Source organism: Marinomonas piezotolerans, from assembly GCF_003362755.1.
Classification (GTDB): domain Bacteria; phylum Pseudomonadota; class Gammaproteobacteria; order Pseudomonadales; family Marinomonadaceae; genus Marinomonas; species Marinomonas piezotolerans.
Genome location: NZ_QKRA01000008.1, coordinates 98,542 through 110,514, shown reverse-complemented (window position 1 = coordinate 110,514; position 11,973 = coordinate 98,542). Strand labels below are relative to the sequence as shown.

Sequence of the window (11,973 nt, the reverse complement as noted above, 5' to 3'; positions counted from 1 at the left end):
CTACAGGGCACCTCATTTCTACGATGGCGCTGATAGTTTAAAGCACGCCGGTTTAAACATTGAAAAGACTTGGCACGCGCTAGCAACACTCATACCTTTCTACTAAAATGTCGCCTTTTAACCCATAGGGCAGACGTCCATGTTACAAACACCATATTACCTCATTGATAAAGCCAAACTTCTGCGCAATTTAGAGAAGATTGCCTATGTGCGCGAGCAATCTGGTGCTAAGTCTTTATTGGCATTGAAATGTTTTGCGACATGGTCCGTCTTTGATCTGATGCAAGAGTACATGGACGGTACAACGTCTTCTTCGTTGTACGAAGTAAAGCTAGGCAAGCAAAAATTTGCTGGCGAGACACATGCTTACAGTGTGGCCTATGCGGATAATGAGATTGAAGACGTTTTAGCGAACAGCGATAAAATAATCTTCAACACCATCGGCCAGCTGGAGCGCTTTAAGCAAGCAAGCCAAGACAAAACTCGTGGCCTACGCATCAACCCACAAGTCAGCACGTCGGAATTCATTATCGCGGATCCGGCACGACCGTTTAGCCGTTTAGGGGAATGGGATCCAGCACGCATTGAAACTGTGATCGATGACATTTCTGGCTTTATGTTTCACAACAATTGCGAAAATGACAATTTCGATCGTTTTGATGAGATGCTGACCCTTATCGAAAAGCAGTTTGGCCATCTGATTGCCAAAATGAAATGGATCAGTCTAGGTGGTGGCATTCACTTCACCGGCGACAACTACCCCCTTGATCAATTTTGCGCTCGCCTTAAAGCGTTTGCGGACAAATATGGTGTTCAGGTGTACCTAGAGCCTGGAGAAGCTTCAATTACTAAAAGCACCACCTTGGAAGTAACGGTTCTGGATACCTTATTCAATGGTAAAAACCTAGCCATTGTCGACAGCTCCATCGAAGCACACATGCTCGACTTACTGATCTACCGTGAAAGCGCCCGCATGACACCATGCGATGGTAATCACGAGTACATGATTTGCGGAAAATCTTGCTTAGCCGGCGACATTTTTGGCGAATTTAAATTCGACCATGAATTGAAAGTAGGTGATCGTATCTCGATTGAAGATGCGGCAGGCTACACCATGGTGAAAAAGAACTGGTTCAACGGCGTCAAGATGCCATCCATCGCGGTGAAACAATTAGACGGCACAATTGAGTTAGTTCGTGAGTTTGATTACGACGACTTTATGCACAACCTTTCTTAAGGCGCATCAATTCTAACTTGGAGACAGCACTACTATGAAAAAGAACGTATTGATTATCGGTGCCGGAGGGGTCGCTCGCGTAGTGGCTCACAAATGCGCCCAACACAATGACACACTGGGCGATATCGCCATTGCCTCACGCAGCGTTGCCAAATGCGAAGAGATCGTTGCCAGTGTCAAAGACAAAGGTGCCATGAAGGTTGAGGGTCGCATTGAGGCATACTCCCTTAACGCATTGGATATCCCAGCAACCGTCAAGTTGATCAAAGACACCAACTCACAAATCGTGATCAATGTTGGCTCTGCTTTCATCAACATGTCAGTGCTTGAAGCATGTATGGAAACGGGCGTAGCTTACCTAGACACCGCGATCCATGAAGAACCTAACAAAATTTGTGAAACCCCACCGTGGTACGCAAACTACGAATGGAAACGCCGCGACGCCTGTAAAGAAAAAGGCATCACAGCTATTCTGGGTGTAGGCTTCGATCCAGGTGTGGTTAACGCCTACGCAGCCCTTGCATACAACCACTACTTTGACACCGTAAGTGACATCGACATCATCGATGTTAACGCGGGTAGTCATGGCAAGTACTTCGCGACTAACTTCGACCCAGAAATCAACTTCCGTGAGTTTACCGGCGTTGTTTACTCTTGGCAGAATCGCGAGTGGAACGTCAACAAAATGTTTGAAGTCAGCCGCACCGACGACCTACCTGTTGTCGGTCAGCAAACGACTTACATGAGCGGCCACGACGAAGTTCACTCTCTGTCACAAAACCTAGACGTACCAAACGTGCGCTTCTGGATGGGCTTTGGTGAACACTACATCAACGTCTTTACCGTACTTAAAAACTTAGGTTTACTGTCTGAGCAACCCGTTAAAACAGCTGAAGGTTTAGAAGTAGTACCGCTTAAAGTTGTGAAAGCTGTTCTACCTGATCCATCGTCTCTAGCACCAGACTACACAGGCAACACCTGCATCGGCGATGTCGTCAAAGGGATTAAAGATGGGGAAGAGAAAGAAGTCTTCATCTACAACGTTGCAGATCACAAAGACGCCTACAACGAAGTGGGTAGCCAAGGTATCTCTTACACAGCGGGCGTACCGCCAGTTGCGGCAGCGATCCTTGTAGCGAATGGCACTTGGGACTGTTCAGAAATGCGTAACGTGGAGCAACTTGATCCACGCCCATTCCTAGCGCAGCTGAACAACATGGGATTGCCTACTCGCATTAAAGACGAAAATGGCGACCATCCATTCGAATACAACGCTTAAATATTACGTGGATGTATCAAAGCCCAGCACTCGCTGGGCTTTTTTTATGCCACTTAATGCTCTCTATGACACAACTAAGCCAAGGATATCTTCTTCAAAGTAAGCTAGCGCTCGGCGCTCAATCGCTCGGATACCTGCTTTTTGCTCGGCATTTAAATTATGATATTTCGACGCCGCACCAAAGTCCCCAAACAATATATGCCCGTCAGCATTGATCAGCACATTGTGGGCATACAAGTCACCATGACTGACTTCTCTGCTCTCTAAATGCGCGACCAAATCACGCATCTGCTCGATAATATGCTGCGCTTGAGCCGCACTAAATTGCTGCCCTTTCGTAAAGGTATCACGCGTGCACGTTGTCAAACTCGGCGGTTGACCTAAGTTGTAGTAATCCGAAGGAATCAACGCCATCACCAGTGCGGCGCAATCTGGCTCGTGGATATGCGCAAGCGGCTTAACAAGATTATCGTGGCGACCCACGGTTAGACAGGCATCCAGCTCATCTTGAGGATACCCATCACTCGTGACCTCACCTTTAAACACTTTCACCGCAACCTGTGCGGCAAAGTTGTGCGCATTTCGTCGCCAAGTCGCTTGGGAAATAAGCCCCGAAGCTCCCTGTCCCAATACGTGATGCAGCTGCAGGTCATCTGATGCGACGGTTACAAACTCAGCGTACTCATCACGATCCGCACAGAATGGATTGCCCGAAAATGCACACCACGCCAGTTTGGGTAACGACAACACAACGTCAGGAAAGGCATTCAGTCGATTCGCCGAGATCCTAAGTAACCCCAGATTCGTTAACCCCCCAAACGAATCCGGCAGTTTCGTCAGCGCATTACCCGCCAGAGCAAGTTTCTCTAGACGCGTTAAACGCCCTATCGAGTCGGGTAGTTCTTGGATCTGATTATCCGTCAAAATCAACCAACGCGTTTGCGGGGGCAAACAATGCTTTGAGACGGTTCTGATGCGATTATGTTTGAAGCCAATCATTTCAAGCTTTGGCATACGCCCAAGCACATCTGGCACATGTTCGAATTGATTGTTAGAGGCAAAGAGAATCTTCAGATTAACTAACGACGTTAAGTCATCCGGTAACTCTGATAAGTGGTTGTCCGACAGATCCAGTACTTCCAGTGTGTCCGCAAGCGTGTAAACCTCCTTTGGAAATTGCGTAAGCCCTTCGGATAGCTGCAAGCGTTTGCATCCAACCAACTCTCCATTTTTTAACTGCGCCAGCGTTTGCACGGTTCTCTCCACCTAAAAGCGCTCATTATGCCCGAATTTTGCCCGATACGGACAATAAAAAAGGGAGCCGCGGCTCCCTTGACTGTGTCACTAGGACAATCGCCTAATCTTGAGAAAAGAGTGTCTTCAACTCAAGCAAATGCTTCGCCTTGGTCGGTTGATCTAACCAGCTACCTTCAAAACCATTGCACGCCAAGCGATATAGCTCTTCTTTGGTCAACTGTGTCTCTTCAACCAAGGCAGCATAGTTGTCATTCATATAGCCACCAAAGTATGCCGGGTCATCAGAATTCACTGTCGCATTAAGGCCCAAGCGCAACATACAACGAATGGGGTGCTCAACCAGTGAATCCACCACACGAAGCTTCAGATTCGATAAAGGGCAGACTGTAAGCGTTAAGGCCTTTTGCTTAATGGTCGCAATCAAGTTGTTGTCTTCCAACGCACGGTTACCGTGGTCGATACGATCAACGCCGATCTCATCTATCGCTTGCCATACATAGGCCGGTGGGCCTTCCTCCCCTGCGTGAGCCGTCACTTTAAGACCCAGCGATTTACATTCTCGAAACACATTGACGAACTTTTCAGGAGGGTGTCCTACTTCTGAGCTATCAAGCCCCACCCCGTCTATCCAATCCAGATAAGGCTTCGCGAGCGCCAAGGTATCAAACGCATCTTTTTCCTCTAAATGACGAAGGAACGACATAATGAGCTTAAAGGTCATGCCAAAATCGCGCTCGGCATCTTTCAATGCTCCGTATATACCTTTGATTTGCGTTTCAAAGGACACGCCGCGCTCTAAGTGCGCTTGCGGATCAAAAAAGATCTCCACATGCACGACGTTGTCGTCATGCACGCGTTTTAGGTACGCCATGGTTAAATCATAAAAGTCCTGCTCATGAAGCAACACCGACATGCCTTGATAATACAAATCCAAAAAGTCTTGCAGACTCTCAAATTGGTAGGCTCGTTTCAATTCGTCAACTGTCGCGTATGTCAAAGCAACGTGATTACGTTGGGCAATCGCAAACATTTGCTCGGGTTCGAATGTCCCTTCAATGTGCAAATGCAGCTCTGTTTTTGGCATTTTCTTCGCCAACTCTAATAATGTTTGTGAGCCCGTCATGTGTGTCCCCTTAACAGCTAGAACGAAAAAGTGTGAAAAGAAGTGTTCTTATTTTTAGGGTGAATCTAATTAAATTAGCAGGGCTTTGAAAAATTGAAAACCTAACAGGTTGTTTAAGTAACATTTCAGCAGGGAATACGTCGCGGATGGTTAAGCAGCCTCTAAATAGGTGCTTTTAACGCATCATCTAGAGCCAAGGCGTGAGTATGATTCTATGGGAAAATAGCGCTTTAGAAGAATGCGCGCCGATCGTGCCAAGACTTCTGGTTAAGAAGCCTTGGCAGCAAGGATTACACCTGAAACAAGAAGTTTTTGATTAAGTCGCGGCCACCTTCGGTAGCGAACGATTCAGGGTGAAACTGAATCCCTTGGATTGGGTATTCTTTATGACGCACCCCCATGATCTCGTAATCACCACCTTGGTGAATCACTTCGTGATTCGCGAAGTCTTCCAGTTTCAGATCACCGACGACAGAGGTGACTTCTAAGCACTCTGGTAAGCTCTCAGGTTCCGCCATCAGCGAGTGATAGCGCATGATCTCTAACTGATCTGGAATATCGTAGAAAATCCCTTCGCTATTATGTGTGATCGGGCTGGTCTTGCCGTGCATCGGTAAGTGAGCTTTGATCACCTTACCACCGAATACATGACAAATGCCCTGCATCCCCAAACATACGCCCATCAAAGGGGTGGACTTGCCCAGCTCTCGGATTACCTCGGCACACACCCCAAAGTAGGATTCATCTTCTGGGGTGCCTGGCCCTGGAGAGATGATAATACGATCGGGCGCAGCAGCTTTGATATCATCAAGCGTCACCTCATCGTTGCGTTTGACAATTACATCAAACTGTTCAAGGCGGCCACGACTTTGCTCGCTCATCAAAATCTCACCAATGTACTGATACAAGTTGTAGGTGAACGAATCGTAGTTATCGATAATATAAACTTTCATGTTCCCTACCCTTACTGCTCAGGTGCAAATTGATCCAGCACGCGCTTAGTGCCGGCGAATTTACGTTGGATTTCTAGATATTCATCAGCGGCATTGGAGTCATACACATTACCCCCACACGTTTGCACATAGGCTTTATTACCGTTGGCAAATACCGTTCTGATCGGGATGGCAAAGTGACAGTCACCATTGAATGAAAACTGACCGACCGCACCACCATATGGGCCACGCCCATCGTTCTCCATGTCATCAATGATTTTCATGGCTTCTATTTTCGGTGCGCCAGTTAGCGTGCCGGCGGGGAAGTTACTGGCCAGCGCAGAAAACATATCGTGCTCTTCTGCGATAATGCCCACAATCTCACTGGAAATGTGCTGCACATGGCTAAAACGCTTGATATCCATCAACGAGCGCACTTTCACGGTACCAAAACGTGCCACGCGACCAATGTCATTGCGGTGCAAGTCCACAATCATGTTGTGCTCGGCGATTTCTTTTGGGTCGTTTAACAAGGCGCGAGCGAGCGCCACATCTTCTTTGGCATCAACACCGCGTTTCGCCGTCCCCGCCAGTGGGAAGGTTTCCATCTCGCCTTGGCGTAAGCGGAACAACAATTCAGGGCTGGCACCTATGACTTTTTGCTCACCAAACTTGATGTAGTACATCTGCGGCGATGGGTTCACTTCTCGCATTTGCTCATAAATACCAATGGTATCGCCATCGATATCGAACCATTTCTTGAAGCCCACTTCACATTGAAAAATCTTGCCTTCGATAATGTCCTGCTTCACTTTAGCGACCGCGTCTGCATGGTCCTCGCGGCTCATGGATTCGCCAGCCGCCACGATGGTCAACGCGCCATTCTCTGGCACTGGCGCATCCAGCAATGCCTGCACTTGCTCCGAGCGATCTTGATCGTAGTAGAAGTAAAACACTTCCCCCGTCATTTTATCGAGAATCAAGCCATCCTTATAAAGCCCGAAACGGAACGCATCAAACATCTCGCTGGCTTGCAGATCCAACGTTGGCTCAAAGTAATTCATCGCATCGTAGCCGATGTACCCCGTTAGACCACCTGCGTACATACGCGACAAAATGTTTTGCGGCACGATACTGCGCAACAAATAATAAGGGTTGTCAGATTCGTAGCGGTTAAGCGTGCCATCACGCTCCTGAATAAAAAGCTGCTTACCCTCTGCCCACAACATTTTCTCTGGATCGAAGCCAATAATAGAGTGGCGAGAAATGTAGCTCTCTTCCCCTAATGACTCCAACATAAAGCAGTTTTCAAATTGCTTTTCGACCTTCTTAAACATGCCGAAAAAGTCACAGTCCGAGCTAATCGTCACGTATTTTGGCTTACGCGGCAGCTCGATGCGTGGTGGCTTTTTATTATATGAACTCATATCTCTTTTAATTCCTTCAATGCACGGGAGCCACGCGTCACAGTCGCAATACCCACACCCAATTGTTTCGCTATATCTCGCTGTGGCACGCCTTCGTCTAACAAGGCAATGATCTTCAAACGACTTACCATTTCACTAATTTCATTCGGTGTCAGAAGCACTTTTAGACGCTTCTCCAACACGGTTTCATCGTCTACTTCGGTTAAATACTGGATTAAGTCCTTCATAGGATTCGACTCTCACAAGAAGGTTTGTATTCATGTACTAGTACAGTATAGATTTATAAGATCACATGCAATACTCTTAAATGGTGATTTCTATTTAAGACCGACTGCGCCGCATGGGCGGCGGTTAGGTTTAGCTTAGGGGGATTGCTGTCGCGAACTTTAATCAAATAGCATTTTTATGGGCATGAATTCGATTTTAAATAACTGTAAGCAGCCCAAACATCCAGTCGCCCCATCCCAAATACTTCAGGATCATAGCTGTCAAAAGTGCGATCGGCATTTTCAAGCAATACAGTGGCTAAGTTTTCGTAGGAGCTACCTTGGCAATAATTTTTTAAAAGGTTTAAGGCACGCGCCACAGTAGGTGTTGCCATGCTAGTGCCAGCTTCTGGGATAAAACTGTGTTGAGTGTTGCCTAATACCCCTGCAGTAGGATTTTGATAAAAAGAAGCAAAGATAAAACGACTTTGTAGAATGGGATTCTCTCCAGGGTAGGCGCTTCGACTTACCTTAAAACCCTCGTAGACGTTCATTCCACCAGCGAAAAGAGTTTGACTGAGTTGGTTTGCATTAAAGTCACTCGATTCGACATCTAGAAATTGAGACCAATTGATGCCAGAATTTCCCGCCCCAGCGACAATAAAACTAGTGCTGTGCTTCTCAGATTTGTAAAGATACTTCTTAGCATCTACCAAATGATGCGAAGAAACGCCGTAGCTAAAATTCACAAGCTCTGGCTTCTCTATGGCCAAGTAGTCATTGAATTGATCAATAATAGTTTCACCAAAGGATCGTTTCAGTAACCTGTTTACTGTATTAACGTAACTGCCATTGTATCCTGCAAGCACCCCTGTTACAGCAGCACCATGCGCTTTATCGGTATTCCATTCATCGTAATCTGGGCTAGCGGCTATCATCTGAGCGTTCGTTGCATTGTGCATTACCTGTGTGGCCGTGAAGGCGTCTTGATAACTCACTGATTGCTGAGCAATACGGTCAGAGTATAGGGCATTCATATGAAATGCAGCGTCGTAGACGGTTACTGGGAACATTTCAAAATGCTGGACGCCATCAGCATACACCTTGTCAAAGCCAAAAATTGAATAGAAATTATTGAACACCTCTTTCATTGACTCAGGGCGCTCATAGTGTGTTGTGCAAGACTCGTAATCTGTCGTTCGTGAAAAATCACATTCAGCAATGGTGTAATCATTAATGTTTGCGTAGCACTTCACCCAATCGTTCGGCAAAGCGCCATTCTCATTTCTAACTTCGAAACATGACGAAGAACGTATGTCATCAATTTTGCTCTGAGGCCAGACAACTTCATTCTGTAGCTGAGTTAGGTAGTCGTCTAGTTCATAATATAGGCTGGGGTAGTCGCTTGAGACAGGAACGCTAGGGAATTGTGGTAGGTAACTTTTAACGTCATAGCGACTATTCATATCGGAAACGTAAGTGTCTATGTCACTAAGGCCAGAAAAGACCATTGTACCCGCTGGATTTAAATCCGATTTAGTGGCGCTTTTGATAATGCTGGCATCATGCATAGAATCCAGCTGTCTATTAACCTTAATGATGTAGGTATCCAATCGCATCCAGCTAAATGTTTCATTTTGCCCCCATTCCTTGCCGCAAGTAATTGTTGAATCAAAGTACTCGTTAACCGTACAGCGAATGTAGTCGGGATCTTTATTGACAACATACAGGTCAGACATAATCTGATAGTAGGACTTACTTTCACACGTGCCGTCTGCGGTGGAGCACGCCTCGATATCGAAATCATTTACCTTTTGTTCGCCAACAGCAGCATTAAGGGTGTCCAGTGCATTTTCAGTGCATGTGCCGCTTTCGCATTCGTACCCAATGCTCTCAAAGTACCCCTGACGAAGCTGAACTATTCGGCTCGCGCCATCATCAGTGATAGTGGAAGAACCTAGGTCAATAGGAATGCCATTCTTGTTGTTGTCTACCGAAGGGTAGTTGATGTTGAATTCATAAGTCTGAGCGCTATCAGTAGAGCGAACGTAACCCAGACAAGAGTAAGTGGTATTGCTATTCGTGATCGAACAGGAATCAAGGTAGCTGAGGCCGGAAATATTTTCCATTGCCTGCGCCTTAAGATGGGAATTCACGACTTCACTGCTAGTGATGGAATCTGTAGTGGTTAGCATAGTACTTGTGTTGGCAGATTTTAAATTTCCGCTTTCAACTTTGTAGCAAAAAATGTCAGTAGAACCGCAATCCCAACCTAATGAGACAAGCTCTTCCTTATATGTCTCAGTTGAGCCTGAGCTGGTATCTTGCTTTGACTCAGCTTCAGAGCCACCACCGCCCCCGCAGCCAGCAAGAAATGCAATCAAAACAACAACTAGATGAACTTTAAATAATTCCATGTCCTACCTCGAACTTCATTCATGAGGTAAGTGTACCTGATTTAAGAAACATATCTCAGCGGTTTAATGGCCTTTGAAGTGTTTAATAAGTTAAGCAAAAATAGCTATGTCTTCTTCAGAACGAGACAACTTAATTAGAGAAAACCCTTTGCTCAGAAATGCTGTTACAAATTCGTCCTCAAATACCAGTTCTTTTCTATCTTTGAATCGCCATTCGTTATCCTCCGCTTTTAATCATGCCGACTTTTAGGTCTTTAGCGATGTATATCACCTCGTTGTTTAGCAAGACATAACCGTCGGCAATGCCCATCCCTAGTGGCTTTTTGATGATACGTTTTACATGGACATGGTATTCGATTTGCTTGGCATCGGGGTAAATCTGTCCAGAAAAACGCACTTGCCCGACGCCCAATGCGCGGCCTCTTCCCGACAGCCCAGACCAACCCAAAAAGACTCCCAGCAATTGCCATAGTGCATCTAATCCTAGACAGCCGGGCATGACGGGATCGCCCTTAAAATGACAAGCAAAAAACCAATGATCCGGCTGTATGGCTAAGTTGGCTTTCAGCAGCCCTTTATCATACTCCCCTCCCCTATTATCTATATGAGTGATCTCATCAATCATTAGCATTTGATCACTGGGAAGTTGGGCATTGCCGACACCAAAGAACGCTCCTTGGCTCATGGCTAAAATATCGCGGTTTGAAAATGACATACTGACTCCTTGATTTGTGGCATCAGTATGTAGGCAGTCTAATTGGAGGGATTGTAAAAACTGGACATCGCCACTTTGGCGGTAGGTGAGAGGCCATCTAAGTTGTGCTGTTTGATGGTCTTAATTAAATGAGAATGATCATAGAACCCCAGATCCAAACCATGATGTAACGGCCGTGATACCTGTTGGTAGCAGCGCTTTAAGTATTCGTTCATACGCACAGTTTGCGCGAAGGCTTTGACCGTTAAGCCAGTATGCAGGAGAAATTGGCGATTTAGATGCCGATGGCTCCAGCCGATTGTTTCGGCCATCCGTTTGACCGAGCATTGACCATATGATTGGTAAATGGCACTCAAGGCGGCAGTAAACTTGGCGGACAAAGGACGATCCATTACTCGCTTGAGCAATAGCGTCTCACACAGCGCAATTCGCTCGGAAAAGTTTTTACATGCATAAAGCTGCTCGCCTAAGTTAGGCAAACTAGCCTCAGAGAAAAAATCTAGACCCTGTACCTGATTCGTCACTTCCGATATATCGACGTTAAAAAAACGTCGCATCGCACCAGGGTAAAACCAAATACCGAAGTACTCTCCTCGCGCCATAGTGAGTGGTACTTCAAGGATACTCTGCTGTGTACCACCAAAGGACTGACGACAGGGAGAGAAAAACAGGATGTTCGTACCATCAGGTACGATGGGATACACCGTGGGTTGCTTTACTTGCACCTGTACAAACGCAAAGACAGACGATGCTAAACGTTCCTCTGGCGCGCTAAGCAAAACATCTAAACCTAGTGCGCCTTGCCCTGTATTCGTCAGTGTTGGTTGGAAGGGAGAATAAGTCATACAGTAGACGTGCTTTAACGTGATAACACGTCTACAGAGACCTCGACGACGCCTTGTCGTGTATTGGCGATGCGTTGAAAAGCTGCTTTGCTTAAATCGATCACGCGGCCGCTGACAAATGGGCCTCGGTCGTTGATACGCACCACGACGCTTTTGCCGTTGTCTAAGTTGGTTACGCGCACTTTGGTACCAAACGGCAAGCGCTTGTGTGCCGCCGTCATGGCATACTGGTTAAACGGTTCACCGCTGGCGGTGGTGCGCCCATGGTATTTATCCGCATAGTAGCTGGCGCCACCTTCTTCTGAAAACCCTACGGCATCTGATGGGCTAATCGGCCCACTCGAACACGCTGCCAACAAAATCGCTAGAAATGACACACCTAATACACGTAACACCATGGCACCCTCACCTTTACTACTAAACATTGATTTGAATGTGTTCCCTATAACAATCACGAGCCGACCGATTCAAACAGTAGCCATACACTCATTAAGCAAAAAAAAAGACACTTCGTTATTTTTTACTTACAAAAAGA

The 11,973-nt window shown here is 46.4% G+C and carries 11 protein-coding genes; 2 read left to right on the top strand and 9 right to left on the bottom strand.

Annotated features, from left to right (window positions below; genetic code table 11):
• Positions 1–139: 139 nt before the first annotated feature.
• Positions 140–1,237 carry a carboxynorspermidine decarboxylase gene (nspC, locus tag DN730_RS15130; RefSeq protein ID WP_115468987.1) on the top strand — a complete coding sequence of 366 codons (1,098 nt, stop codon included), beginning with the start codon at positions 140–142 and terminating at the stop codon, positions 1,235–1,237.
• Between the two features lie 34 nt (positions 1,238–1,271).
• Entirely contained in the window at positions 1,272–2,516 is a 1,245-nt protein-coding gene (locus DN730_RS15125) for a saccharopine dehydrogenase family protein (protein WP_115468986.1), read from the top strand.
• 63 nt (positions 2,517–2,579) lie between these two features.
• Here the strand turns inward: DN730_RS15125 and DN730_RS15120 are convergent, their stop codons facing one another.
• The 9 genes from DN730_RS15120 to DN730_RS15080 form a co-directional block, all read right to left on the bottom strand.
• Positions 2,580–3,770 (bottom strand): leucine-rich repeat-containing protein kinase family protein, encoded by a 1,191-nt coding sequence (locus DN730_RS15120; RefSeq protein ID WP_115468985.1) that lies wholly within the window; start codon positions 3,768–3,770, stop codon positions 2,580–2,582.
• A 103-nt stretch (positions 3,771–3,873) separates the two neighbouring features.
• Positions 3,874–4,896 carry an adenosine deaminase gene (locus DN730_RS15115; RefSeq protein WP_115468984.1) on the bottom strand — a complete coding sequence of 341 codons (1,023 nt, stop codon included), beginning with the start codon at positions 4,894–4,896 and terminating at the stop codon, positions 3,874–3,876.
• A 290-nt stretch (positions 4,897–5,186) separates the two neighbouring features.
• Positions 5,187–5,849 carry an anthranilate synthase component II gene (locus DN730_RS15110; RefSeq protein WP_115468983.1) on the bottom strand — a complete coding sequence of 221 codons (663 nt, stop codon included), beginning with the start codon at positions 5,847–5,849 and terminating at the stop codon, positions 5,187–5,189.
• A gap of 11 nt (positions 5,850–5,860) precedes the next feature.
• The gene (locus DN730_RS15105; RefSeq protein ID WP_115468982.1) at positions 5,861–7,255 is read right to left on the bottom strand and encodes an anthranilate synthase component I family protein; all 1,395 of its coding nucleotides are present in this window, start codon (positions 7,253–7,255) and stop codon (positions 5,861–5,863) included.
• Positions 7,252–7,482: a Trp family transcriptional regulator gene (locus DN730_RS15100; RefSeq protein WP_115468981.1), complete on the bottom strand. Its 231-nt coding sequence runs from the start codon at positions 7,480–7,482 to the stop codon at positions 7,252–7,254. Before DN730_RS15100 ends, DN730_RS15105 begins: the two co-directional genes overlap by 4 nt.
• A gap of 176 nt (positions 7,483–7,658) precedes the next feature.
• Positions 7,659–9,878, bottom strand: coding sequence for a S8 family serine peptidase (locus DN730_RS15095; protein WP_115468980.1), 2,220 nt, complete (start codon positions 9,876–9,878; stop codon positions 7,659–7,661).
• A 217-nt stretch (positions 9,879–10,095) separates the two neighbouring features.
• Positions 10,096–10,593, bottom strand: a complete 498-nt coding sequence (gene fabA, locus DN730_RS15090) for a bifunctional 3-hydroxydecanoyl-ACP dehydratase/trans-2-decenoyl-ACP isomerase (RefSeq protein WP_115468979.1) — start codon at positions 10,591–10,593, stop codon at positions 10,096–10,098.
• Between the two features lie 38 nt (positions 10,594–10,631).
• Positions 10,632–11,438: a helix-turn-helix domain-containing protein gene (locus tag DN730_RS15085; RefSeq protein ID WP_115468978.1), complete on the bottom strand. Its 807-nt coding sequence runs from the start codon at positions 11,436–11,438 to the stop codon at positions 10,632–10,634.
• Between the two features lie 14 nt (positions 11,439–11,452).
• Positions 11,453–11,863: a septal ring lytic transglycosylase RlpA family protein gene (locus DN730_RS15080; RefSeq protein ID WP_245957986.1), complete on the bottom strand. Its 411-nt coding sequence runs from the start codon at positions 11,861–11,863 to the stop codon at positions 11,453–11,455.
• Positions 11,864–11,973 lie beyond the last annotated feature (110 nt).

Excerpts from the sequence above, each read along its gene's own strand:
- nspC (WP_115468987.1), top strand. The coding sequence starts at position 140 with ATGTTACAAACACCATATTACCTCATTGATAAAGCCAAACTTCTGCGC.
- DN730_RS15125 (WP_115468986.1), top strand. The coding sequence starts at position 1,272 with ATGAAAAAGAACGTATTGATTATCGGTGCCGGAGGGGTCGCTCGCGTA.
- DN730_RS15115 (WP_115468984.1), bottom strand. The coding sequence starts at position 4,896 with ATGACGGGCTCACAAACATTATTAGAGTTGGCGAAGAAAATGCCAAAA.
- DN730_RS15110 (WP_115468983.1), bottom strand. The coding sequence starts at position 5,849 with ATGAAAGTTTATATTATCGATAACTACGATTCGTTCACCTACAACTTG.
- DN730_RS15105 (WP_115468982.1), bottom strand. The coding sequence starts at position 7,255 with ATGAGTTCATATAATAAAAAGCCACCACGCATCGAGCTGCCGCGTAAG.
- DN730_RS15100 (WP_115468981.1), bottom strand. The coding sequence starts at position 7,482 with ATGAAGGACTTAATCCAGTATTTAACCGAAGTAGACGATGAAACCGTG.
- DN730_RS15095 (WP_115468980.1), bottom strand. The coding sequence starts at position 9,878 with ATGGAATTATTTAAAGTTCATCTAGTTGTTGTTTTGATTGCATTTCTT.
- fabA (WP_115468979.1), bottom strand. The coding sequence starts at position 10,593 with ATGTCATTTTCAAACCGCGATATTTTAGCCATGAGCCAAGGAGCGTTC.
- DN730_RS15085 (WP_115468978.1), bottom strand. The coding sequence starts at position 11,438 with ATGACTTATTCTCCCTTCCAACCAACACTGACGAATACAGGGCAAGGC.
- DN730_RS15080 (WP_245957986.1), bottom strand. The coding sequence starts at position 11,863 with ATGTTTAGTAGTAAAGGTGAGGGTGCCATGGTGTTACGTGTATTAGGT.